This is a genomic window from Nostoc sp. DSM 114160, assembly GCF_053470305.1.
This window is the reverse complement of sequence record NZ_JBPFGO010000004.1, coordinates 524,672-548,892: the sequence shown is the minus strand read 5'-3', so window position 1 is coordinate 548,892 and position 24,221 is coordinate 524,672. Positions and strand designations below refer to the sequence as shown.

Sequence of the window (24,221 nt, the reverse complement as noted above, 5' to 3'; positions counted from 1 at the left end):
TTGTCCCCCTTGTCTCCCTTGTCTCCCTTGTCTCCCCTACCCCCCTGCCCCCTCACCACATCAACAGCCAACCTTAATTTGGGAATACTCAATCCAGTAGGCGTGAGGATAGAACCGTGGTAGAAGAAGGCGCATATTGGCTAGCTTGGGCACAAATTTCTGGAATTGGGCCAGTATTACTGCGACGGCTACAACAGCATTTTGGCACGCTGGCAACAGCTTGGAACGCTACTAAGGTACAGTTAGGAGAAGTAGAGGGTTTTGGTTTTCAGACACTAGAAAAAGTAGTACAACAGCGATCGCGTTTGCACCCAGAACAACTATTCACCAAGCACCAGCAGGAAAATTCTCATTTCTGGACGCCAGCAGATGCAGATTATCCCCGTTTACTGCTAGAAACTCCGAGTCCACCGCCAATTTTGTACTATCGCGGTGAAGTCGAACTCCAAGAAAATCTCGGACAAAAACCAATGGTTGGGATTGTCGGAACCCGCCAACCCTCAGAATATGGTATCCGTTGGACTCGCCAAATTAGTACAGCTTTGGCTAAAAATGGCTTTACAGTCGTTTCTGGTATGGCAGAGGGAATTGACACTGAAAGCCACATCGCTGCTATGAAAGCAGGTGGACGCACGATCGCAGTTTTGGGAACTGGTGTAGATGTCATCTATCCCCATAAAAATCGGGATTTGTACAAGCAAATTTTGACGGCTGGGCTAGTTGTAAGTGAGTACCCGACAAAAACCCCACCCGATCGGACTCACTTTCCCCGTCGCAACCGGATTATTGCAGGCTTAAGCCGCGCCATCTTAGTAATGGAAGCGCCTTTAAAATCTGGTGCCTTAATTACTGCTACCTACGCAAATGAATTTGGTAGAGATGTCTATGCATTACCTGGAAGACTTGACGATTATCCATCCCAAGGATGCTTAAAGTTACTGAATCAGGGAGCAACTTTCATTCTTAAGGAACTAGACGAACTGTTAACAATGCTAGGAGCAATACCACAAATTGATGCGATTGAAGCTTCTACAGCACCAGAACAGTTAATGCCAACTTTATCGCCAGAATTGCAAACAGTAATGGATGCGTTCGCCGCAGGCGTGCCGGAGGCACTCGCAAGTGATGCTTTACCCTTCGATCTTATTGTCCAACAAACTGGCATGGCTGCTGGCTCAGTTTCCAGTGCTTTGTTACAGTTGGAACTTATGGGTTTTATTTCGCAACTACCAGGTATGCGGTATCAAAAAAGTTAAGAATTAAAAGATAACAACATTATTTAGCTTTGTTTTTAGCAATTTAATCATCAGATTTATGACAATATAAAAATACAATTTTTATATAAAAACAAACTACTTAAAATAAGGAATCAGTGGGCTTTTGAATACTAAGTGGAACTATTGTGCCTCGAAATACAATTCCAAGGCTAATAGTTCAAGTTCTTTTAACTGGACTAAACAACAATTCATCTCAAGTTCGGTTAAACACTTATCCAAACATGATTCAAATCCACTTGAGTGAACAGTAGCTCAAAGCCGCAGAACTTAAGCTCTAGATAGGATGTGGTTTAGCATAATACTTTGACTGTCACCAAAATGTGAGTAATGACGAGATTTCAATTATGGGGATTCTCTTTTTGCTGATTAAAGCCTAAATTGGTTCAAATGACTACGGGGATTATAAGTACGTATAGCCCGGATTTTTTCATAATATTCCCGCTCTTGTTGGCTGAGGTCTTTTGGTGGAACGATCGCCACTTTCACCAACTGATCGCCGCGTCCACCTTTAGGGAGGGGCCAACCTTTGCCACGTAAACGTAGAGATTGACCAGAACGCACTCCTGCTGGTAGTTTGACATTAACTGAACCGTCGGGAGTGGGTACATCAATAGAGGCTCCCAGAGTCGCTTCATCTGGTGTGATTGGCACTTCGCATACCAAGTTATCGCCTTCCATTTGGAAGAACGTGTGCGGCTGAAGTTCGACTTTTAAGTATAAATCCCCCCGTTGTTGAGTCATGGGGTTAATTTGACCTTTGCCTCGCACCCGTAGGCGAGTACCAGTTTTAGCCCCAGATGGAATGTTGACATCTATGGTTTCATTACCCAAACTGAAGCGCTTTTTCACACCATTAAATGCTTCAGCAAAAGTTAGAGCGATCGCAGCTTCGCTATCCTGGCCAGTACCCACACCTCCATCTTGAAACCCAAAATCGTTAAAGCTGCTGCTAAAATGAGTTGAGGTACCTGGAGAAGTGCGGTAAGAGTGACTTCGTGCCTGACTTTGGCGCGCCCCACCACGAGGGGGAGAACCACCAAAGCGTCCTAGCAATTCATTAATGAACTCATCAAAATTGCCGTATTGACTAAAGTCAAAGTTACCCATATCGGGAGCAGCACCACCAGATGGGAAACCTTCACCAGCTTGTTTCCAATATTGACCGAATTGGTCGTACTTTTTGCGTTTATCTGGATCTGATATAACTTCGTAGGCTTCGCTAACTTCTTTGAAGCGTGCTTCTGCCTGTTTGTTGTTTGGGTTGACATCAGGATGGTATTTGCGGGCTAGTTTACGAAAGGCTTGTTTAATTTCCTCTGAACTGGCAGTCTTACTGACTCCCAAAATAGCGTAATAGTCCTTGAAGTCGGTTGCAGCCATCTACCAGCCTCCTATAGAAATTCCCGTTATGTTTTTTTTGAAGATGAAAGATATTTAATTTGCCTGGTTATAGTGCCAAACAAAAAGAATCTGATTTCAAATTAACAAAAAATATAGAAAATCAAGTGTGGTTCTTGCTCACCAAGGAATCGCAATTCCCGTACTCCAATTTTTCTGATAAGCGGCTCAGGCTGTCTAGTCCTTCTTCGCGGCTTGGGGGAGCATCCCGGAGTTGACGGTGCATCCGCAAAATAATTTCTTCTGGAACTTGGCGCGATCGCTTTTTATTCCGTGCTAAACATAGCCAAACTGGTGTATCTACCCAAATTCCTCTAATGTGGGTAAAGCCCAAGTTACGGGCGAAAGTAATCACTTCACGACGATGACGGCGCTGGGCATTAGTGGCATCAAAAATAGCTGTATTAGTTGTAGAAATAGCTTGCTGAAATTGCCGCTCAATTTCGCGCCAAATCAGCAGCCACGGCCCTTGAACAGCTTGGGAACCGAACAATTGCCCCCGAATGGCATCGGTAGAAATTAGCGCCATTTGGGGGCATTCTGCCAATAATTGTTTTGCCAAAGTTGACTTACCGCTACCTGGAAGACCAATCAGCAAAATGAGTGCTGAGTGCTGAGTGCTGTTAGCGGAAGCGGGGCGTTTAGCCCGTGCTGAGTAAGAAGTGAAGAGTGAGGAGTGATTAGATGTTGTATTCATAACTCATAACTCATAACTCAGCACTCATAACTCAGCACTCAGCACTATTAAATAATTGTTCCATCAGGAATTACGGCATTTTTCAGTACGACAACGATGCCACTACGGATGTAGAAACCTTGATTTTCTCGGTCAGCTTCTTGGACGTTATCTTTATTGATGATTTTGACATTGTGACCGATACTGGCATTTTTATCAATGATAGCACCGCGAATAATTGAGTCAGTACCAATACCTACAGGAATAACACCTTGTTCTACATTAGTTTGGCGCTCTACAGAAGCTTGGTAAAAGTCTGCACCCATGAGTAGGGACTCTTCGATGACACAACCAGATTCAATTCGCGATCGCACTCCCAACACTGAATGTTGAATGCGGCAATTTTTCAAAATACAACCTTCGCCGATTATTGATTCTGTGATCTGGCAATCTAAAAGTTTACTTGGAGGTAAGTAGCGAGCGCGGGTATAAATTGGTGCGTGTTCATCGTAGAAACTAAAGGGTGGCTGGGGCTGCTGAGTTAGGGCTAAATTGGCATGATAAAATGCTTCGATTGTTCCAATATCTTCCCAGTAGTCATCAAAAAGATAAGCTTGAACGTTGTAATCTTTAGAGGCATCAGGAATAATTTCTTTGCCGAAATCAGTCCTTTCTATACCTTCTCTCAACAACTTGAACAAAACATCTTTTTTAAAGACATAAATCCCCATTGAGGCGATATAAGGCTGTTGCTGGGCTTGTTCTTTTGATAATCCCAGTACACTTGTATCAACTTGCATTTGGCGTAACGCTTCACCTTTGGGTTTTTCGCTAAAATCGATTACCCTACCAGAATCATCAATTTTCATCAAGCCAAAATCTGAGGCGCGGCGCTCATCGATGGGGATGACTGAGAGAGTAATATCAGCCCCCGTTTCCTTATGGCGCTGGATAAACTGGCGATAATCCATACGGTAGAGGTGATCGCCAGAGAGAATTAGATATTCTTCTACATCCCATTCTTCCATTAACCACAGGTACTGACGTACAGCATCGGCTGTACCTTGGAACCAGTTAGGGTTTTCTGGTGTTTGTTGTGCCGCGAGAACTTCCACAAACCCTTCATTGAAGCCAGTAAAGTTATAGGTACGGGCGATGTGACGATTCAGGGAAGCTGAGTTGAATTGTGTCAGGACGTAAATTTTGAATATTTCGGAGTTTATGCAGTTACTTACAGGGATATCGATTAGGCGATACTTGCCCGCTACTGGTACTGCTGGTTTAGCGCGTAGTTTGGTTAGCGGGTAAAGCCGAGTACCCGCGCCACCACCAAGAATGATTGATAATACTTTTTTCACAAAATTTCTCCAGACTGCCTTTCAACTCTCATCTTCAGTTTAGGACTGTCTGCCACCACAGGTAAGGGGGATCGTCTGATTCTTTGGGATGAATTTTCTAAAATGCTGTTGGTAATAGATAGTGCTGCCTGTTAATCAAAAAACTAATTCAGAATATCAAATTTTACTTATTGAAAGTATAAGTTGTACGTGCCATTACAAACACTCACTTCATTAGGACTTACGCACTGTACAAATTAGCCATAATATGCACGACGGTATTTTTCAGTTTCAGGTGCTTCGCATAACCCTGATTTATCCGCTTCCTTTATACTAGCTAGGTTTTAAACATGGCTGAAACACCCAAATTCCATGTATTACTTATGTAACATGCATAAGTCCTAAAGTATAAGTTTGTTACTTATATGCAAGTATTAATTCTCAGCTTTCAAAAGACTTCAGAAATAAACTGATTGTCTCTTGTGAGCGGCAAGGTTTTTTTGGACACCTACACTTTATTTTCTCAACTCCTTTAGCAAATTTTTGAAGTTCAACTTGGCTTACAGACTTATTTTCATCTAAAAAATTTTTGAATGTCTCTTGAAATTTTATAATTTCCGATTCATCTGTCTCTAATTTTGGCTCATTTAAGCAAGGTTCTTTCAAAGATACTTCCATCTGGGAGATGAAATTTTGAATCGAAGTTAAAGTTTCTAGTTCACCACTCAAATCACTATACAAAACTTTGATTTCACTTAAACTATCTAAAGCTGTTTTCATTATTTAACCTTTATTTATTTTTTAGCAATACTATTGTAATAAAACATTTTTTATTTTTCAATTAGTTAAATAACTATCTTTCCAGCTTTTCAATATAAATAAAATAAATTTACAAAATCGATTACGATTACTTATTAAATAAATTAAACATCATCACAGATAGAGCGCTCTGCTTGAGGTAGTTTAGAATTATTTGTGAGATAATTCTTCAGCCAATTACAGCTTTTGAATAATAGATCATTAACATTAGGATGAGTATCAATTGGATTCAAACTCCATATTCTGACAGTATAATCGTCACTAGCAGATACAATTGTTTGACCATCATGGCTAAAGCTCACATTATTGACTGCATTTTTATGGCCAGTGAAGGTGTGTAGTAATTTACCATCTGCTACCCGCCAAAGTTTTACAGTTGTGTCTTTACTTGCTGAAGCGATCATTTTACCATTGGGGCTGAATCTGACTTTGTTAACATAATTCTTATGGCCAGTGAAGGTGTGTAGCAATTTGCCATCTGCTACTCGCCAAAGTTTTACGGTTGTGTCTTTACTTGCTGAAGCGATCATTTTACCATTGGGGCTAAAGCTCACACCCATAACGGCATCAAGATGTCCCTTCAGCGTGTGTAAAAGTCTCCCATCTACTACCTGCCAAAGTTTTACAGTTTTATCTTCACTTGCCGAGGCAATTATTTTACCATCGGGGCTAAAACTTACTTCCCAAACGACATTATTATGCTTGGAGAAAGTGTGTAAAAGCTTCCCATCTATTACCTGCCAAAGTTTTACAGTTTTATCCCAATTGGCAGAGGCGATCATTTTGCCATCAGGACTGAAACTTACTTGCACAATATAGTTATCAGGGCTGAGTGTTTGCGGCTTAAGTTCGCGTTTGGATTTGCTGTTGATATTCCAAAGCCTAATCATTCCATTATTATCAGCAGAAGAAGAGGTAATCACTGGATCTTTGAGACTAAAACTGATGCTTTCAATGTCCTTTTTATTTGGATCTCTCAAATCTTCTAGAAATTTACCGTTTTTGTTCCAAAGCTTTATACTTGTATCAACACTTGCAGAGGCAATAATTTCACCATTAGGGCTAAAACTGACATCCATAACTTCCTGAGTATGCCCTTCTAAGCGATTACGCTCTCGCACCTTATCAATTACAGACGCTTTTAGTTTATTTAGAGACACACCATCTTCTACACTCATTTTTCTAAATTCTTTCAGTACCTTGATGCTTGCTATCATTGCTTCAAGCTGATTGCTTGTTTCAAAAAGCCGTATAGGCTCAGAAATAAGAGCTTCAAGAGCTTTATTTTTATTCTGTTCTGCCCTAATTCCAAATCCAATCGTAAAAATAGTCAGTAATGTTAGTCCACATGCTGAGGCGATCGCCAGCCTAGTTCGTTGTTTTTGATATTTAGCACTTGCCTCTGCCTCTTTTGCTCTTGCAGCTTCTGCTTTGGCTTTATCTTCTGCTGCCATAGCTTTTTCAATTTCGGCTATGGCTCTAGCTTCCGCTTCTTTTTGTCGAGACTCTGCTAGTTCTTTAAGTTGACGTTCCTGCTCTAATTGAGCTTGAATTTCTCTGTCGCGTCTCTCCAAACTCTTATGCAAAAATTCTGATTCTAAGGGTGTAAGTCTTGGCTGAGTTTTATTCACCCACTCAGAAATTACAGCCAACTTTGCACCCGCCAATAGTGCTTCATCTAATTTATTAAATCTTTGTAGCCATTCTTGGCAATCTTCTTCTAAAGAACGACTCAGACGAATATTCTCCAGATTTTCAGCAATCCAAGTATTTAATAATTTCCACTCAGATAAAAGTGCTTCATGAGCAACTTCAACCGTCTTTTCATCGGTGATAATTAAACGTTGTTGAGAACCTGCCAGCAATCCTACAACCCTTTGCAGTTGTTGTGGAGAATCTGAAATTGCTTCTAATCTCTCCCAGCTAGCACGCCGCCGCGTCACTTCTCCTGTTTCACCTAAGTGCACCAATTCCATAAACAAACGACGCGTAAAGGCTTGATCTATAGTTGTTAAACTTTCATATAAAATTGTCGCTCTTTTGTCTAAAGCTCCTTTAACCCCGCCAATTTCTTCATAGCCTTCATGAGTTAAAAGCGGTTGTGGCGATTCAGGTTCTTCAATGCAAACTCGCCACAATTCTTTAAGGGCATATTGCAGTATGGGTAATGCACCCGGGGACGGTTGATAACATCGGCAGCAATTTGCGAAACTAAACCATGCTCAAATGTTACCCCATGTAATTTTGCTGGTTTTTCTATTGCTTCTTCTAACTCAGGAAAAGACATCGGTGTAACGATGAATGATGTGGGAGGAATGCTATTGATGAGAGTAATAATTTCTAAATAGTCAGCACAACGATTTAAGAAATCACCGCGAATTGTCAAAATTATTCGTGTTTCTGCCTCACCCTTTTTTACTTCTTGTGCTATTAAACTAATAAAAGCTTGGCGTTCCTCATCGTCTTGACAAAGTGTAAATACTTCTTCAAATTGATCGATAAATAATAGATGTGGTTTATTTTGCTGCTGTTGTCTAGTTAAAATATCAACAAGTTTACCTAAAGGATGCTCTCCTGGTGTAAAAGATGCGATCGCCCATTCACTGCTTCCAGGGAGGCGATCGCCTCCCAGTTGCGGTAACAAACCCGCTTTTATTAAAGAAGATTTGCCACTACCTGAATAGCCAATTACAGCCAAAAATCGACTTTCTGCTAACCGCAAAATTAATGTACGAACTGCTTCATCTCGTCCACAAAAATATTGCGCTTGTTCTGATTCAAAGGCATAAAGTCCCCGGTATGGATTTTCTTGATTGAAAGCAACTTTTTCGCCTGTAGGAATATCTAATTGGGGATAAGTAACCAGAGTAATCGAACGTCCCCAACCCATGCGAATCGGCTCCTGTACGGAACCTTTCAATTCGTTGCTGACAAAATCAAACAAGCGATCGCCACTTATTCGCCTACTATTACTACTTGCATTTTCTATCGCCAATCCTTTAACAACTGCACCTGTGAAAATGCTGTATTCTTCACTCTTAATTACTCCGGCGCGTTCAAAGCCCCGACACGCTGTAATTAAGTAGTAATCCTTTTGTGAACTGAAAGCATTCAGACTTTTTTCTATTAATTGTCTTTCTAAGAAATAGCCGCTATGACAGCAATCGAGTAGCATCACTAAACTACTCAGTTGCGACTCTTGAATTAAATCGTTGAGGCTATCCAGAGGAATACCATATTTTTGTTCAACATTTTCGTTATCCTTAAATTCAATCTGACAATCGGAACTTGCCAAATATCCCTTTTGTTGTCCCAAATTGTCAGAAATAGTAAAACCATGTCCGCTAAAATAAATCAGCGCTTCATTATTAGCCGCTTGCTCTAGTAAAAAAGTTCTCAAATCTTGCCCAAGTTGAGCGCCAGTAACTTTTTGCGCTGCCATTTCATAACTGTTTTTATCTTTATTCCAGCGCTGAGGCAGTCTTTGCACAGACTGGAAATCACCATATTGCTCTAGGAGTTGCGCTACAGCTTCAGCATCATTTGTAGTCTTCGACAAACGCGTTAATGATGGGCTGACATATTCGGCGATACCAATAACAAGCGCGTATCGTGCCATTTAACACACCTTGGGTTGGTAAATGCGGGATAATCTTGACAGACACAATCAATGGCTGTGTTACTAGAAACAATACCATCTGTTATTTTTCTGCAAGCAAGCTGAAATTTATTCAGATACGTTACAAAACTTTAATTGAGGTAGCTTATGTCAGAAGTACAGCAACTATTTTTTGAAGCAGACGGGGAGATTGAGCAGATTGAGATTAATGTCACAGCCACCGAAATAACTTCGGAAATTGAGGAGGACGACGATGGCATAGAATACAAGGATGTGCGAACAGATGCGATCGCTCGGATGCAACAAGCTCGGCAAATGATTCGCTCTTATACTATTTATGCTCTGAGTGCTTTTAAAGACTTTAATACTGCGGAGATTGAGGAGGTAAGTCTTAAATTTGGCATTAAGTTGGGTGGTAAAGCAGGTATTCCTTACATTACCGAAGGCTCTGCTGAAAGTAATTTGGAAATTCAAGTGAAGTGTAAGTTTCCAGAAAAACCAAAACCTGATTCACAGTAACAGCAAAAAATGATCTGTACAAAAGGTAGACAATAGCCATTAAACGCCCAACTTGCCTATATTTATTCTCCTATTAACCAAACTTAATTGCTGCGATCGCTTCAAACTCATCACCCAAGGTTGCTCTGATAACTGTGAAATGGCATTTGGTGAAAGTGTTGCTGTGAAAATATCTTTGCCACTGCTAACACCACTAACGCCTAAACTTTCTAAAATAGCGATCGCTGCCGAGTCTAAAATTGGTTCGGTATGGATGAAAACCACCAAACTCGGTTGCTCTAGGTTTTGAGTATCATTCAGCGCTGTAGCAAGTGCAGCATCTAGCTTTTGATAATTCATCAGCAATTCCTTCGTCAAAGGGCGGGCAATTTTTAGCCTATACTTAAGACCAATTTATCAAATTTATGAGTTTTAATTACCTATCTTTCTACAGACTTAATGCATGAATTTCTACTTCCAATTACAGATTTACTGCTGTTATCTTTAGCTGTTGAGCTTTCTTCAGAACCTAAATGCCCAGTATGCTTGCAAGAGTAGGCAAATAAGTTTTGAAGACTTCGGCTAGTTTACTAGCATCCGTAACAGCAGATGCTATACCTTTAAGAGCATTGAGAGCCATTGAGCAGAGTTTATTTGCTCGTTCTCCTGATGGTTTTTTACCTTCTTCTGCTATAGTTTCTACAGCTTCTAGCGCCTCTTTTTTTTGATTTTCAGAAAGGGCAGGTTCATCATTGATCGATTTTTGCAAAGTGCTTAAAATCTTTGCTAAATCGCCACTAGTATCAGTACTAATATCTCTAAGCTGTTGAATCGAATTACTAACTTGACTGTTTGCATCTGCCAGTGTCAAGTTAGAGTTTGTGACATTGCCACCTACGGTAATATTATTACCGCTAGACATATCGACATTTCCATCTGCATTAATATTTTGATTATTGCTTTCCATAATTTCAACTTCTCCTGCTGGATTTAGTAATATATTTGCTTTTTCACCTTGAATATATAATTCGTTATAATAATAATTTGTAATTGTTTGGTGAATAGCCGATTTGTCAGCTTGTGGAGACACACCGACTTTGCCAACAAATATGCCTCCACCCTTATTTTCAATACTATAACGAGAAAAGTCTAATCCTTCATGCTCTTGAGCAGCTTTAGCAAGCGAAATGCCAAAAGCCCGCAAGTTAAATCCATCTCGCAAAATTACATCTACTGTCTCTTGTAATTTATCGATCCATTTTTCAAAGTCACCGTCTTGAAACTCGCCACTGTCTGGCTTCCGTTCTGAAAGAATAATGCGATCGCCTTGTTTAGTACACTTTAAATAAACGTGCGAACATTTCACCCCTGTGAAACGAGTATTCTTATTAATATTCCATTCTTGGATGCAAGCACCACTTAAATTTGCTCCAGAAAAATCAGTATCTAAAGCAGTTATTCCGCTCAAAATTGCCCCTGTCAAGTCAGCTTTTTTTAAATTAGCACCATTGAAATTGGCAACTGTATAATCTTCATTCTTGCCTATTTTTTTTACTAGCAGTTTTCTCACCTTTGGATTTTCTAGTATCGTTCCTTGGAGACGAGAAAATTCTAATCCAGTTACATCTTCAAAGCTAGTACGAGTTAAATTAGCTTCTCTAAAATCTGTATGGGGCAAATGTGCGCTATCAAAACAAGCATCTGTTAAATCTGCTTTATAAAAAGACGTTCCACCTATTGATGTCCAGAATACAGCTACTTCCTTAATCAATTTCAATTTAGGAGATCCTTTAATTGCTTTTTGTGCAATCAGCGCGGCTGCTAATATAACCGGAATTGCTGCAATTCTAATTATAAAACGATCGCCATCTTTTTCGTCTGATAGAATTTTTGATACACCCATAATTAGAGCTTCAGCAATCAGCCCATATCCCATAATAGCTAGGAATTCACCTATAACTCCACAGTAAATAAAACTAATGGCTATAAATAATGCTGTAATAGTTGCACTAACCCACGCAAAAGTTATGCTCAAACCTAGACATAATAGCCAGAATCCTATTCCAGTAGTCTTATGATTTGCCTCGAAACAAATATAAATAACAACTCCGATAACTATCAAGATAACAGTAGCTAATACTACTTCGTAACTGCGAACTACAAATATTATTAATGCTATGCCATATAAAAGAATTGCAGTAATTTCTATTAAATTAAAATGATTAATGTTAAAATTACTGGGTATAGCTGTTAATACTCCACCTGCTAGAAGCGTTACTATACTAACGAAAGCAGCTACGACAATACACAAAATACCTATTAGTATTTTTTGAATAAGCTTCTGTCCTGCAAGTGCATTTTGAAAATTACTCTTGGTTAGAATACTCTCTGTATATTGATTATTACGAATGTCTTGTTGATAAAATTCCACTGATAAAATTGCCGTAAATTAATTACAGTTGCAATGCAAAAATTTACATATTATTTCACATATGACTTTTTCCTCTCCCCATCTTGGTATGTTTCTTATATCTATAGGATTAGTGGCAATTAAATCTATAAATTCACTATTGACTCCCGTTAACAAACTCAAATCATTTATATTTAAATCTGTCGTCTCAAAAAATTCTTGAACTCGCAACATAGTTGGAGGTAACTCTACTTTTTCTTTATCCTGCAAATCTTCCAAGCTGCAATTTAAAGCTACACTGATTTTACTTAGATTACTATGAAATGGTTCTTGTGTTAGTTTTTTATTTTCAATCGGTTGTGAACTATAGAAACAAATAATAGGAAAATCAACTTGAGACTGGGTTGCCAACTCTTGAAGAGATATTTGTTTTTCTTGAGCTAGTTCAGCAATTTTGAGTTTTACGGCTTCCCTTGTCTCTTTAGGCTTTACTAGTTCTACCATCTCTATATCTAATGCCTTGGCGATTTTTTTCAAATCTTCTATTTTTTCTGTAATATTAAAATTTTCATTTTCATTAGCATATTTCTGAATATCATCTAGAGAAATCTCAGAAACTTTACTTAGTAAATTAACAGCCATATCCTTAGCTTTGACAGGATCTAACATTTGAAATACTTGAGCAACACCAGGCTCTGTGACAGGCCAATTTAGGGCTAGAGAAATTTTTTTAAAATCGTCAGTAGTCTGTGTTGCGTAAGTCCGAATAGCTTCTTCAGAAACTCCTGAAGTCAGACTAAGTAAATGGTAAACCTTTTCTTGTGCTAGTTCTCGAACGCGAAGTTTAACCATTGATATTAATAAAACTATAAAAATTTTAGGTAAGCTTTACTATGTTAAGTGAAAAATATACAAACAAAATTAAAAAGTATCTCAATAGTTAAGAATAATTTTACTATTTTGTTACGTATTTTAACTTACATGGTACATCAAGCGATCGCCTTTACAACCCTAAAGAGACACGATATATCTATAGTGTTCAATATATCGCGTCTCTGGGTCTAATTACAGATTTAAAGCGTTAATTACTCCATAACCCCATTTATCATCAAATGTGCCTGCGGGTTTGCCGGGAATCGCACTATTTTTACGTAGTAAGTCTTTCACAGCAACCGGATCGAGTTTAGGATCTCGCTGCAACAGCAGTGCTACTAACCCACTTACAAACGGTGTCGCCATACTCGTACCAGCCTGAACCACAAACTTGGAATTAATCATTGATGAGCGGTCAAAATTAGCATCGGCAGAAAGGGTGGAAACAATCATCGCGCCTGGTGCTGCTACATCGGGCTTCTGTCCATCATTGCGTAGAGGCCCTTCACTACTAAATTCCGAAATAGTATCCAATTCTAAGCCCATTTCTCGCACTTGGCCATCAATATCTGTGTACTTGGTTTTAGTAGTATAGGCGGCAACTGTAATTGCACTGCTGGCGGCTCCCGGCGAACCAATTTTTAAGGCATCTTTCACGCTTTTACCTGTGAAAAATACTGACGAAGTATCATCTAGTGTCCACACATTTAAACATGTGTCAGTTGAAGAAGTGTTGCGGACTCGCAACTGCCAAATACCTCCCATGACTGGCGAGGGGGGGTCAATACCGCGTATTTGCACAAAGAAATTATGGTCGCCGTTGGCTTTATCTGGTGCTGGTGTCGCTAATTGCACCCGTGCATCTGGTAACTGGTAATCTTGGGCGGCATTACCTTCAGTAATGATTTTTTGAAAGGGGGTGACAAAACCGTTAGGACTCCGCACAGATACTTCTAATTCGCTATCTTTGGCATACCAAGCGTTTAACCAAACTATGCCTACTTGATTTAAAGGAACATTGAAGCGCATACCACGAGTGCGTCCACTGGGTATGGTCGCTTGTCCATGAATGTTGTCATTCCCTTCGTTACCGGCTGCACAGCAAACAATTCTTCCAGGGCCAGTTTCGGCGTCGATAACTTTGGATAAGGAATCGCTACCATCATGAGCATCAGCGTGTCCGCCCAAGCTGAGATTCACCACTGCTGGGCGTCCCAACTCTCTAGCAACTCGGAAAATATAACGCACACCATCTGCAATGTGGGCATCTTGTAAATCTGACCTGACGACAACTAATTCCGCTTCTGGTGCGACACCACCATAACTAGCATCGGCACCAGCGGCAATGCCAGCGACGTGAGTACCATGACCGCCAGTATCCTGAGAAACCGTCAGTTGCGCTCCCGTAAATTCAGCCCCATAGCCGCCCTCTGTGACTCCTGGCCCTGGCAGTGTTTGATCCCAAATGTGTAAAATTCGTCCAGCAAAGGCGGGGTGTTTCGGATCGATGCCACTGTCTATAATGCCGATGATTACTCCTTTACCAGTCAATCCGGTTTGATTCTTAAATTCCGGCAGTTTGACTGTTCCCATTGCAGTGTCCATCCTCAAATGAAGTTTGCGTGATGGCTTAATCCGCACAATCACATCTTCTTCAGATAAGACATCTAAACTCTCTATGGGTAAGAAAGCTGTCCGCACACTCCCGGAGTTTTGATTGACTTCAATATTATATTGTGATAGATAACTTAAGTCTGCATCAGGGTCGCAGTAAATAAAAACGACGCTCTTAGTAGGCTTGACCGGGCTTTTGTGGGCAATGATGCCAAGCGATCGCTTGTGTGTAACTAAAGCTCGATCTCCTTCATTTTGATAGTCTTGATATGCCAAAAGTAGTCCAGGAGAAAGTTTTTCGTGTCTCATTTTTACCTTAAATTAAATTGAGTTGCCGTCAACAAAGTAGTGGTTATAGCAGGATAAGTCGCTCTAGGATTAACACAGTCTATGTAGTTTTGTCGCTTCGATTATTTGATGCGACTATAGTTATCTATTTATTTTATAGATAACATCAAATAAGTTTAGGAGGTAAGAGTTATTCTTAAGACAATTGCTAATTCTTAACTCATATTCTGGAATTGCGTATCCCTCATAGTGATTTTCTGTGGTTACTGAGACATTTTCGCTCGGTTGCATCTAAGAATTACCGAAATCTAAGGTAACAGTAATTTTTCTGAAACTATAGTAGTCCTAAATTATTTGTGAAATATTTTTGGAGTCGGCTGTCATTAGTCATTTGTCCTTTCTAATCACAAATTACTCTTGACAAATCGCCAAAGACGACCATAACAAAAATTTTCACAATCTCATTTAAGATTGCTATACGCGATGTGCAACTTAATATTCTGACCTCACTTCCATTCCTCTCTCCTAAAAAGAGAGAGGCTTTGATTTTTGCTCCCCAACGCTAGTAGGGAAGGGGTTAGGTTTGAGAGAAAGTCGCACATGGCGTTATATTAAACTAATCCATCATCTGCCTAAATCATTACGGACAAAGTGAAGAAAATAAAATTAAGAAGAATTAAGTAATAAATAAATTTATTAAAGAAGATTTAAGACTCAGAATGCAATCAGTGACGAGTCTGTGTATATGAACTGTTAAAAACTAAAATAAATTGTAGTCAAAATAGTTAAGACTGATAACATTTGCGTATAAAACAGCATCAAAAAGGCTAAATCACTAATGAATACTGAGAAATCACAGATTCTCTATCATAAGTAAGAGCCATAAAGAAGCTAATATTTGCAACGATCGCTTCTGAACATACAAAAAATTATTCATTTCATGCAAATTCAAACACCAGACTGGGTGAAGCACGCTGTTTTCTACCAAATCTTCCCAGATCGTTTTGCCAGAAGCAAACAGCCACGCAAACGGTTATTGCAAGAGGCCCGTTGGGAAGATTGGGATTCTATGCCAACCCTTCAGGGCTATAAAGGCGGCGATTTATGGGGCATTATGGAGGGTTTAGATTACATCCAGAATTTGGGGATTAACGCGATTTATTTCACACCCATTTTTCAATCCGCCAGCAATCACCGCTATCATACCCACGATTATTATCGAGTTGACCCGATGTTAGGGGGCAACGAGGCTTTTAAAGAATTACTTGATGCAGCCCATCAACGGAATATCAAAGTTGTTCTGGATGGGGTATTTAACCATTCCAGCCGGGGCTTTTTCTTTTTCCACGACGTTTTAGAAAATGGCCCCCATTCACCTTGGGTAAATTGGTTCAAAATAGAAGGCTGGCCCCTTTCAGCATATAATGGGGAATTCCCTGCTAACTATGTGGGTTGGGCAGGAAATCGCGCCTTGCCAGAATTTAACCACGACAATCCAGAAGTACGAGAATACATTATGGAAATTGCCGAATATTGGATTAAATTCGGCATTGATGGTTGGCGATTGGATGTACCATTTGAAATAAAAACTCCTGGTTTTTGGCAGGAATTTCGCGATCGCGTCAAAGCCATCAATCCCGAAGCTTATATTGTGGGCGAAGTCTGGGGAGATTCCCGCGAGTGGTTGGATGGAACGCAATTTGACGGCGTAATGAATTATCTATTTGCTGGGCCAACAATTGCCTTTGCAGCAGGCGATCGCGTAGTCTTAGAACAAGTCCAAAGCCGCGACTATCAACCCTACCCACCCTTATTTGCTGCCGAGTACGCCACCAAAATCCAAGAAGTACTGCAACTTTACCCTTGGGAAATTCAGCTAACTCAACTCAATTTGCTTGCGAGTCACGATACAGCCCGATTGATGACCATTGCAGGCGGCGATATCGCCAGTATAGAGTTGTCAACTCTACTGTTACTCACCTTTCCCGGTGCCCCCAGCATCTACTATGGTGATGAAGTTGGTTTACCTGGTGCAATAGATCCCGACTCCCGCCGTGGCTTTCCTTTAGAGAGTAACTGGAATCAAGAAATTTTTAATACTCACCGCCAGTTAATTGCCCTCCGCCACACTTACCCAGCCTTGCGTACAGGCGATTACCAAGTCCTCTATGCTCAAGGACAACTTTATATCTTTGCACGAACTTTGGGGACAGAAGAATTAATAATTGCCCTCAACGCTGGCACAAGTTCGGCAACAGCGAATGCAGATATCGCTACTTTGTGTACTCAACCCAACAAACTTTTATATGGCACTGCTGAAGTTGAGTGGAATAGTGAAGGAGATCGGCAGTTGTCATTAACTATTCCCGCACGCAATGGCTGTATTCTGGGAGTGGGGAGTGGGGAGTAGGGAGTAGGGGAGCAGCACTTCTCTACGAGACGCTGCGCGAACGGCTACGCTCAGTGACCGAGGAGAAGTCAGTTGCAGTAAGTCTTTCCCCTCAGCCCCCCAGCGCCTCTGCACCTCTGCACCTCTGCCCTTACTTCCCCGCCACCATTGCAGGCACCAACACCGCATCAATGATATGGATCACGCCATTGTCTGCCAGAATATCTGTTTTGATGACATTGGCGTTATTTACCTTAAATTTACCGTCGGCAGATTCAATGGCGACAATTGACCCTTCAAGGGTCTCTGCCTCGTTAATCTGTACCAAATCATCAGACCTAACATCCCCACTAGCGATATGATACGCCACAATTTTCTGGAGCTTGGGGATATCTTGTAGTAGCGAGTCTAAAGTTCCCTCTGGCAAATTAGCAAAAGCTTCGTCAGTTGGTGCAAAAAGCGTGAAAGAACCAGGGCTTTTCAAAGTTTCGATGAAATTTACAGCTTTAGCAGCTTTTATTAAGGTATTGAAATTACCTGCTGCGATCGCAGTTTCCACAAGGTCAGCCATGAGGGTGCGTTATTTAATACTACAAGTTACTTATAAAGTGAGTAAAATACTTTTAGCTTCTATCAATAGAGAGGTTGCTGGCGATTTAACAGACAGCAGTAGACTGATTTCGTACTGTTACACTGGAGAATGACCCCAAGAACCACTGATTATGCTAAAGCGTTCTAAGTTCGAGACAACTCAATCTCAGATTATGCACCGTGCTGAGGATCTGATTAGTGCAGCCTCAAATCGATACCGCATTACGGTTCAGGTAGCAAATCGTGCTAAACGTCGGCGTTACGAAGACTTTGAAAGTAACGAAGATGCGATGATGAAGCCGGTGCTAAGGGCAATTATCGAAATGTCCGATGAGTTGACTCAACCAGAAATTATCGGCGAACTATAAGATTTAGTGCTGATTGCTGAGTGCTGAGTGCCGAATCAGGCAAATTCATCTTTTCACTCAGCAACGCCCAAAATATTGTTTTATGAAAAAGAAAAAATTTCTATTTAAATTAATTTTCTCAAAACTCACAACTCAGTACAAGCGAAACGCCCCGCTCCCGCTAACACCACTACTGCTTACCTTAATACTAGTGAGTGTAATTGTTTTAGGTTCAGGAGCGGATAAATCAATACATAGAAATTTATTTAGTATCCAACCTGCTTCTGCCCAAAGAGTCACGCCTAGCGATGTTTGGCAGCTAGTGTATCAACAATTGCCAGATTTTCCACGAGAAAATAAGTATATCAGTAAAGAAAATGGGAAAGTTGCCGAAAACAACACTTTAGCAAATCGCCTCATTAGATATCACATTTATACCAAAGGGCGGGCCCCCATTTATCGCTTAGATTGGAAGCTGACTTTAGCTGATTACCTGGGTGTGAACGAAATTATGTATGATACTACCTATCCAGGGAATGACTCACTACGGGAAAATCCGATAGAAGGCGATCGCAAAGCTATCAAAAGTCTCACCCGCAGCCAACGAGATGCCCTAGTACAAGTCTTAGTCAATATATTTAATCCTGCTTCCCAAAATACCCCATCTCCTAATTCCAATACCGCACCCAGTCCGACTACATCAACTAGCCCACAGCCACCACAACGAGGAGGTGCCGAACTACTAAAGTAGACTTCTTGGCATTTGTCGGGAAAAGGGGAAAGTGGGGTTCCAAGAAGGGGAAAAGGGGAAAGTGGGGTCCCAAGAAGGGGATAAGGGGCGAGGGGAAGGGGAAAAGGTTCTGTATTGTCCCTTTCTGTGGGGTGGGCCGAAAAGCCCGCCCTAAATCTGGGACGGGTGGGGACACCCATCCCACAAGAAAATTTGGGATGTTTTTTTATTTGGAAGTCCCTAAAGTCCTCTCTGCGAGACACTACGCGAACACTACAAATTGAAAATAATATGCCAGTTGCGTAAGTCCTGTTTTGAAACAACTGGGTTTTGACTCAGCACAAGCTAAACGCCTCGCTGACGCTAACAACACTCAGCTATATTTGCCAACAATTTGACTCACCTTGATAAAGGTACTGTGCGCCTCCACTCGTTTACCTTATTTAGACAGAATCGCTATAACTCATTGAGAATGCTAGAAGTTATTAGGCAAAGGTAACAAGTCACAGTAATATACATGTACTAATATAATTCAAAGCAGGGAAAGTCATGCCATACCAAAAAAAACAGGAGGGTGGTTATTGCTGAGAGACTAATGCTACCTTAAAGCCACAAATTGATTCACCATCACCGCCAATGCCAGCATACCCAAAATTGTCATTAATCCCGCAGGCATACACTTGCGTGTTTTTACTACTCTTAATGCAAAGAAAACTACTAGAACAGCAGTAAATAACACTGCTAAAATCGCACCCCAAGTTTGTCCTTGGAGTTGAAAGTAAGCGGCAAGTATTAGTAATAAACCGCTAATGCTACCACTTAAGAGTGAAACTTTACTTGTAGCTTGAATGTAGCCAATAACCCCACCAACAATCGCTAAAATACCGTAGGCAAAAGCAGCAATTATACTTAAATTCATTGTTAAAACCTATGTAGACTTTGACTTTACTGCCAGGGTCAGCAGACAATTTACCATAGCTATTTAGCTATACCACACAGTTAATTGATGGATAATCAAGCGATGCCAATGGCAAATACTTCTTCATATACAAAAATTCAATATCTCCAGCGCCAAGCAGCCTCACTTTTACTGTACCAATCTGTTCTGCAAGGCGAAGTCGGGATGGCATTTCTGGAACTGTTGCAAGCTATACGTTACACTGACACCGATGCACGGGGTTGTCTCCAAGCTTACGGCAATTACTTTTACGCTTTGGCTGCTAGAAATCAAAACTGGGAAGACTATTTAATTACTCAAATTCTCTTCTCTGAGAATCCCTTTACAAAGCTAGCGGGAGTGCAAGAATTTGAAGATTTGCCCCCAGCTTTAGTAACAGCAGTTCAGCATGATTTACAAGTATTGCAAAGTCTCTATGAGTGTAGCAGCGCTTCTTTGAGCGAGTGGGTACAAAGCGTAGCTCACATGCCGATTTCACCAGTAGTGTGGTATAAAGAGCAAGAATTGCTAGGAGTAGAGACAAAATTCATTACATATCTACAAGAGTTAGATAATTGGGGTGATGCTGTAGAAGAATTAGCAGCTTATTATCGGCAATGTGGCTCTGGTTTATTTGCAGAATATCGCGCTTTACGCTGGCAATCTGGGCAGTTTATCGGTATTAGGTATTCTGACCCGGTTAAACTGAGTTCGCTTGTCGGTTACGAATCTCAAAAAGATGCTTTGCTGAAAAATACTGAGTTTTTATTATCAGGAGAGATGGCACTGCATGTATTACTTTACGGTAGTCGCGGTTCTGGCAAATCTTCTTTAGTGAAATCTTTGTTGAATGAATATAGCAATCGCAGCCTCCGCCTATTGGAAGTAGCAAAATCTGATTTAAAAGACTTACCAGAAATCGTGGAACATTTACGAGGTGTGTCACAAAAATTTATTATCTTTGTCGATGACCTTTCATTTGAAGAAGATGATGATGCCTTTAAAGCCCTCAAGGTAGTTTTAGAAGGCAATTTAACGGCGCGACCGCAAAATGTAGTTGTGTATGCTACTTCCAATCGCCGCCACTTGATTCGGGAGTTTTTTGTGGATAGACCTACTCCCAAGGATAACGAGGAAATCCATGCCTGGGATACGATGCAGGAGAAGCTTTCGTTTAGCGATCGCTTTGGTTTAACCTTAACTTTTGAACCAGCCAATCAAAAAACTTACTTAAAAATTGTACAACATCTAGTGGCACAAGCTGAAATTAATATTACCCAAGAAGATTTAGAATTTCAGGCATTACAATGGGCAACTCGTCATAATGGTCGTTCTGGACGTACAGCACGGCAGTTTGTTGATTTTTTAAAAGCAGATTTAACAATTTTTCATGCAAATAAAAATATATCCAACGCTTAACATTAAAATTATTTCATTAATGATTGCGCTTTTTTGTAACTTACAGAACAATGTTATGCAATATTAACTAAAATTAGAGATTTCATAACAATTCTGATACCAAAATTGAGAAAAATATCTTGATTTCCCAGATAAACCACTTGGATTAAGTATTTTATGTGTATGTGTTTTTTAATTACAAATTACGAATTACGAATTAGGAATTACAAATTACTATGAGAGCTACTTATTCAGATAATTTAACTACGCTAAAAACCAGCAATATGCAATCAGTAACGATCGGCAATAGATTTATACTAGTGATAGTTGCCTTTAGTGTGAGTTTTGGTCTTAGCCTTGTCCCAAGCTGGGATTTTAATAAAGCCTTTCTCACAGGTGTAATTACTGCCGTTACTATCCATACAACAGCATTATTCATAGACAAGCGGCGCAGAAATTATGAAATGTTTGTTTTAGGTTCTCTGCGTAAGCGAATTAAAGAGATGGAGGGATTAAAGGCTCGTGTTGTTAGAGAAATCAATCAAATTGAAGAACATCATAATTTACTTTATGCTGAATCACAACAACTGCAAAATCAAGTTATAGAAAGCCGTAGCCAAAGAGATAGTCTACATCGAGAATTAAGAACATTTGCCGGACAAAAGAAGCAATTAGAAACAGAAGTTAGTAGCCTGCAAACTGAAATTAATAATTTGCAGAACAATCAAACTGAATTGAACAATGCTTTTTCTATTCTCACAGCAGAGAAGCGCCGTTTAGAGTCAAATTGTAATGTATCTCGCGCTGAAATCACTCAATTGCAAAGTCAAATTTCTGAGCTACAACACGAGAAACAAGAGATTGAAAGTAATTTAACTCTTTTAGGCAGACTCAAACCCCAATTAGAAGAAAAATTATACGAACTGCGAATTGCAATTCAAGAGCTAGAAGTTGAGACAACCCAAAATAATCAATTGCTGGTAGCAACCAAAACTGAAAGAGAAAATATCCAAGCTATTCTTAATTATTCACAAACCCAACTAGCAGAACACAAGGCCGAATTACAGCAATTACAAGGCCAAGTTTCATTATTGCAAGAAGAACGAGACTCATTACAAAATCAAGTATGGGAATTACTACAACAAGTAGAAACGTTTAATTCAGAGCCTTTGTCTGATAATTCTCAAGAAGATGATATTGAATTGTTTCCATTTTCCGAGATAATTGAATCTTCTGATATCAGTGAAAATTCGGAAGTTGAGACATCGAAAAATATCTCCGAAGAATGGACTAATTTTTTAGTAAATCTCCCTGGACATGAGTTACAAGTATTAAAAGCTATAGTTGAACAAGATAATCCTAATAGTGCTATTAAAACAATTGCCGAAGCAAATATCACTATGCCAAATTTATTAATCGATTCTATAAATGAACGCGCAAATGATACGATTGGGGAATTAATAATCAATTCTGATTCCGAAAGTCCAAAAGTTTATCAGGAGCATATAACAGATGTCAAAAAAATGATTGCAATGTATGAAGACCTCATGACCAGACATACTTCGTCAAATTAAATTGTTATTGCCGTCGTAATATTTAGTAGTAAGATGATATCCTTTACCTACTTACCGCGTGCTTCTGCGTTTAGAATCAAGTGAAGTGTAATACATGGCAAAGCTTAAAATCTCGAAGAAAATCTCCACTGCTTTAATTAATTCTCTTGGTGCGGGAGTAGTACCAAGAGTGGGAGTTGAATATATCGCAGTCGGTCGAGAAAAAGAACTAAAAAGCCTATTACAAAATCTCGATGATATTGCAGAAGGTGTCGCAGCATTTCGCTTCATAATTGGTAACTACGGTTCTGGGAAAAGTTTTTTATTACAACTAATTCGCAACCGCGCTATGGAGCAAGGTTTTGTAGTAGCTGATGCTGATTTATCCCCGGAACGGCGATTAGCTGGAAGTAACAATGAAGGTGTCGCTACCTATCGAGAATTAATGAGCCACCTAGCTACAAAAACTCGTCCTGATGGTGGTGCTTTAGTCTCAATTTTAGAAGGATGGATTAATAAAATTCAACAACAAGTGGTTAAAGAAACTGAAATGCGTCCGAATGACGATGGTTTTGATGACCAAGTTGAAGCGAAAATTAGAGAAGTAGTTCAGTATATTGAAGACTTAGTTCACGGTTTTGATTTTGGTAGCGTGATTATCGCTTATTGGCGTGGCTACCGAATGGATGATGATAATTTAAAAAATGCGGCAATGCGTTGGTTGCGTGGAGAATTTACGACTAAAGTTGAGGCGAAAGCAGCTTTAGGAGTACGGGTAATTATTGATGATGATAGTTGGTATGACTATATAAAACTATTTGCGAAATTTGTCGCTGAAATTGGCTATAAAGGACTGTTAATCTTAGTTGATGAAGCCGTACATTTATATCAAATATCTACTACGGTAACGCGGGAAAAGAATTATAATCGACTCCTCGCAATGTTTAACGATACCATGCAGTGCAAAGCAGAACATCTTGGCATTGTCGTTGGTGGAACAACTAAATTTTTAGAAGACCCCAAACGGGGACTTTTTGCAGACCAAGCTTGGCAAAGACGCACAAAAGAAAGTCGTTTTGTTGCACAAGCTAATATTCAGGAACATTTAGGACCAGTGATTCGGTTAAATCCGTTGAGTGAAGCAGAAATATTGATGCTTTTGCAACGTTTAGCTGAGATTCATGCACTCAATTTTGGGTATGAACAGATTTTGACAAATCGTGAGTTGAAAGAGTTTGTACAAGAAATTATTAATCGCTTGGGTGCAGAAGCATTACTTACACCAGGGGAAATTGTGCGAGATTTTATGAGTGTGTTGAATATTCTTCACCAAAATCCAGGAATTGCGTTTGGTGAATTAATTCATGGCTCTAAATTTAAACCTACTGCGATGGGTAAAGATGCAGATGTGGATGAGGATGGCGCAGCAGAATTTAGTTTGTAATTAATAATGAAGAGACTGAACAA

Annotated in this window: 20 protein-coding genes; 8 read left to right on the top strand and 12 right to left on the bottom strand. The window is 39.9% G+C overall.

Features of this window, described 5'->3' with window-relative positions; genetic code table 11:
- The first annotated feature begins 116 nt into the window (after nucleotides 1-116).
- The gene (dprA, locus tag NSTCB13_RS34185; protein ID WP_448275482.1) at nucleotides 117-1,256 is read left to right on the top strand and encodes a DNA-processing protein DprA; all 1,140 of its coding nucleotides are present in this window, start codon (nucleotides 117-119) and stop codon (nucleotides 1,254-1,256) included.
- A gap of 387 nt (nucleotides 1,257-1,643) precedes the next feature.
- Here the strand turns inward: dprA and NSTCB13_RS34180 are convergent, their stop codons facing one another.
- From NSTCB13_RS34180 to NSTCB13_RS34155, 6 genes are all read right to left on the bottom strand, one after another.
- The gene (locus NSTCB13_RS34180) at nucleotides 1,644-2,657 is read right to left on the bottom strand and encodes a DnaJ C-terminal domain-containing protein (RefSeq protein ID WP_445631982.1); all 1,014 of its coding nucleotides are present in this window, start codon (nucleotides 2,655-2,657) and stop codon (nucleotides 1,644-1,646) included.
- Between the two features lie 121 nt (nucleotides 2,658-2,778).
- A complete protein-coding gene (locus tag NSTCB13_RS34175) occupies nucleotides 2,779-3,372 on the bottom strand; it encodes an AAA family ATPase (RefSeq protein ID WP_448275481.1) in 594 nt (197 codons plus the stop codon).
- 47 nt (nucleotides 3,373-3,419) lie between these two features.
- A complete protein-coding gene (locus tag NSTCB13_RS34170; RefSeq protein WP_445631980.1) occupies nucleotides 3,420-4,709 on the bottom strand; it encodes a glucose-1-phosphate adenylyltransferase in 1,290 nt (429 codons plus the stop codon).
- 420 nt (nucleotides 4,710-5,129) lie between these two features.
- A complete protein-coding gene (locus NSTCB13_RS34165) occupies nucleotides 5,130-5,468 on the bottom strand; it encodes a hypothetical protein (protein ID WP_448275479.1) in 339 nt (112 codons plus the stop codon).
- Nucleotides 5,469-5,611: 143 nt separating this feature from the next.
- Nucleotides 5,612-7,645, bottom strand: a complete 2,034-nt coding sequence (locus NSTCB13_RS34160; RefSeq protein WP_448275477.1) for an nSTAND1 domain-containing NTPase — start codon at nucleotides 7,643-7,645, stop codon at nucleotides 5,612-5,614.
- A complete protein-coding gene (locus NSTCB13_RS34155; protein ID WP_448275476.1) occupies nucleotides 7,597-9,126 on the bottom strand; it encodes an nSTAND1 domain-containing NTPase in 1,530 nt (509 codons plus the stop codon). The genes NSTCB13_RS34160 and NSTCB13_RS34155 overlap by 49 nt, the downstream gene beginning before the upstream one ends.
- A gap of 147 nt (nucleotides 9,127-9,273) precedes the next feature.
- Here NSTCB13_RS34155 and NSTCB13_RS34150 point away from each other — a divergent pair, with 147 nt between their 5' ends.
- Nucleotides 9,274-9,645: a CU044_2847 family protein gene (locus NSTCB13_RS34150; protein WP_448266830.1), complete on the top strand. Its 372-nt coding sequence runs from the start codon at nucleotides 9,274-9,276 to the stop codon at nucleotides 9,643-9,645.
- Between the two features lie 39 nt (nucleotides 9,646-9,684).
- Here NSTCB13_RS34150 and NSTCB13_RS34145 read toward each other — a convergent pair whose 3' ends face one another.
- The 4 genes from NSTCB13_RS34145 to NSTCB13_RS34130 all read right to left on the bottom strand — a co-directional run bounded on the left by NSTCB13_RS34145 (nucleotide 9,685) and on the right by NSTCB13_RS34130 (nucleotide 14,830).
- Nucleotides 9,685-9,984 (bottom strand): hypothetical protein, encoded by a 300-nt coding sequence (locus tag NSTCB13_RS34145; protein ID WP_448275474.1) that lies wholly within the window; start codon nucleotides 9,982-9,984, stop codon nucleotides 9,685-9,687.
- Between the two features lie 169 nt (nucleotides 9,985-10,153).
- A complete protein-coding gene (locus NSTCB13_RS34140) occupies nucleotides 10,154-12,055 on the bottom strand; it encodes a pentapeptide repeat-containing protein (RefSeq protein WP_448275473.1) in 1,902 nt (633 codons plus the stop codon).
- A gap of 18 nt (nucleotides 12,056-12,073) precedes the next feature.
- Nucleotides 12,074-12,886 carry a hypothetical protein gene (locus NSTCB13_RS34135; protein ID WP_448275471.1) on the bottom strand — a complete coding sequence of 271 codons (813 nt, stop codon included), beginning with the start codon at nucleotides 12,884-12,886 and terminating at the stop codon, nucleotides 12,074-12,076.
- Nucleotides 12,887-13,099: 213 nt separating this feature from the next.
- Nucleotides 13,100-14,830 carry a S8 family peptidase gene (locus NSTCB13_RS34130; protein WP_448275468.1) on the bottom strand — a complete coding sequence of 577 codons (1,731 nt, stop codon included), beginning with the start codon at nucleotides 14,828-14,830 and terminating at the stop codon, nucleotides 13,100-13,102.
- A gap of 919 nt (nucleotides 14,831-15,749) precedes the next feature.
- Between NSTCB13_RS34130 and NSTCB13_RS34125 the strand changes: the two genes are divergently transcribed.
- Entirely contained in the window at nucleotides 15,750-17,219 is a 1,470-nt protein-coding gene (locus NSTCB13_RS34125) for a glycoside hydrolase family 13 protein (RefSeq protein ID WP_448275467.1), read from the top strand.
- Between the two features lie 130 nt (nucleotides 17,220-17,349).
- On the opposite strand, the gene NSTCB13_RS34120 is transcribed toward NSTCB13_RS34125, so the two are convergent.
- Nucleotides 17,350-17,769: a fasciclin domain-containing protein gene (locus NSTCB13_RS34120; protein ID WP_448275465.1), complete on the bottom strand. Its 420-nt coding sequence runs from the start codon at nucleotides 17,767-17,769 to the stop codon at nucleotides 17,350-17,352.
- Between the two features lie 151 nt (nucleotides 17,770-17,920).
- Here NSTCB13_RS34120 and NSTCB13_RS34115 point away from each other — a divergent pair, with 151 nt between their 5' ends.
- Both NSTCB13_RS34115 and NSTCB13_RS34110 read left to right on the top strand, forming a co-directional pair.
- On the top strand, nucleotides 17,921-18,157 hold the full coding sequence (locus NSTCB13_RS34115) for a DNA-directed RNA polymerase subunit omega (protein ID WP_094351515.1): 237 nt from the start codon (nucleotides 17,921-17,923) through the stop codon (nucleotides 18,155-18,157).
- 172 nt (nucleotides 18,158-18,329) lie between these two features.
- Nucleotides 18,330-18,887 (top strand): hypothetical protein, encoded by a 558-nt coding sequence (locus NSTCB13_RS34110; RefSeq protein ID WP_448275880.1) that lies wholly within the window; start codon nucleotides 18,330-18,332, stop codon nucleotides 18,885-18,887.
- A gap of 577 nt (nucleotides 18,888-19,464) precedes the next feature.
- On the opposite strand, the gene NSTCB13_RS34105 is transcribed toward NSTCB13_RS34110, so the two are convergent.
- Nucleotides 19,465-19,785: a TMEM14 family protein gene (locus NSTCB13_RS34105; protein ID WP_448275463.1), complete on the bottom strand. Its 321-nt coding sequence runs from the start codon at nucleotides 19,783-19,785 to the stop codon at nucleotides 19,465-19,467.
- 87 nt (nucleotides 19,786-19,872) lie between these two features.
- Between NSTCB13_RS34105 and NSTCB13_RS34100 the strand changes: the two genes are divergently transcribed.
- The 3 genes from NSTCB13_RS34100 to NSTCB13_RS34090 all read left to right on the top strand — a co-directional run bounded on the left by NSTCB13_RS34100 (nucleotide 19,873) and on the right by NSTCB13_RS34090 (nucleotide 24,198).
- Nucleotides 19,873-21,222, top strand: a complete 1,350-nt coding sequence (locus NSTCB13_RS34100) for an ATP-binding protein (protein WP_448266837.1) — start codon at nucleotides 19,873-19,875, stop codon at nucleotides 21,220-21,222.
- 215 nt (nucleotides 21,223-21,437) lie between these two features.
- On the top strand, nucleotides 21,438-22,775 hold the full coding sequence (locus NSTCB13_RS34095; protein WP_448275461.1) for a tellurite resistance TerB C-terminal domain-containing protein: 1,338 nt from the start codon (nucleotides 21,438-21,440) through the stop codon (nucleotides 22,773-22,775).
- 94 nt (nucleotides 22,776-22,869) lie between these two features.
- The gene (locus NSTCB13_RS34090) at nucleotides 22,870-24,198 is read left to right on the top strand and encodes an ATP-binding protein (protein ID WP_448275459.1); all 1,329 of its coding nucleotides are present in this window, start codon (nucleotides 22,870-22,872) and stop codon (nucleotides 24,196-24,198) included.
- Nucleotides 24,199-24,221: the final 23 nt, after the last annotated feature.

Excerpts from the sequence above, each read along its gene's own strand:
- NSTCB13_RS34095 (WP_448275461.1), top strand. The coding sequence starts at position 21,438 with ATGAGAGCTACTTATTCAGATAATTTAACTACGCTAAAAACCAGCAAT.
- NSTCB13_RS34135 (WP_448275471.1), bottom strand. The coding sequence starts at position 12,886 with ATGGTTAAACTTCGCGTTCGAGAACTAGCACAAGAAAAGGTTTACCAT.
- NSTCB13_RS34150 (WP_448266830.1), top strand. The coding sequence starts at position 9,274 with ATGTCAGAAGTACAGCAACTATTTTTTGAAGCAGACGGGGAGATTGAG.
- NSTCB13_RS34100 (WP_448266837.1), top strand. The coding sequence starts at position 19,873 with ATGGATAATCAAGCGATGCCAATGGCAAATACTTCTTCATATACAAAA.
- NSTCB13_RS34090 (WP_448275459.1), top strand. The coding sequence starts at position 22,870 with ATGGCAAAGCTTAAAATCTCGAAGAAAATCTCCACTGCTTTAATTAAT.
- NSTCB13_RS34180 (WP_445631982.1), bottom strand. The coding sequence starts at position 2,657 with ATGGCTGCAACCGACTTCAAGGACTATTACGCTATTTTGGGAGTCAGT.
- NSTCB13_RS34155 (WP_448275476.1), bottom strand. The coding sequence starts at position 9,126 with ATGGCACGATACGCGCTTGTTATTGGTATCGCCGAATATGTCAGCCCA.
- NSTCB13_RS34165 (WP_448275479.1), bottom strand. The coding sequence starts at position 5,468 with ATGAAAACAGCTTTAGATAGTTTAAGTGAAATCAAAGTTTTGTATAGT.
- NSTCB13_RS34120 (WP_448275465.1), bottom strand. The coding sequence starts at position 17,769 with ATGGCTGACCTTGTGGAAACTGCGATCGCAGCAGGTAATTTCAATACC.
- NSTCB13_RS34145 (WP_448275474.1), bottom strand. The coding sequence starts at position 9,984 with ATGAATTATCAAAAGCTAGATGCTGCACTTGCTACAGCGCTGAATGAT.
- NSTCB13_RS34105 (WP_448275463.1), bottom strand. The coding sequence starts at position 19,785 with ATGAATTTAAGTATAATTGCTGCTTTTGCCTACGGTATTTTAGCGATT.
- NSTCB13_RS34125 (WP_448275467.1), top strand. The coding sequence starts at position 15,750 with ATGCAAATTCAAACACCAGACTGGGTGAAGCACGCTGTTTTCTACCAA.
- NSTCB13_RS34130 (WP_448275468.1), bottom strand. The coding sequence starts at position 14,830 with ATGAGACACGAAAAACTTTCTCCTGGACTACTTTTGGCATATCAAGAC.
- NSTCB13_RS34175 (WP_448275481.1), bottom strand. The coding sequence starts at position 3,372 with ATGAATACAACATCTAATCACTCCTCACTCTTCACTTCTTACTCAGCA.
- NSTCB13_RS34115 (WP_094351515.1), top strand. The coding sequence starts at position 17,921 with ATGCTAAAGCGTTCTAAGTTCGAGACAACTCAATCTCAGATTATGCAC.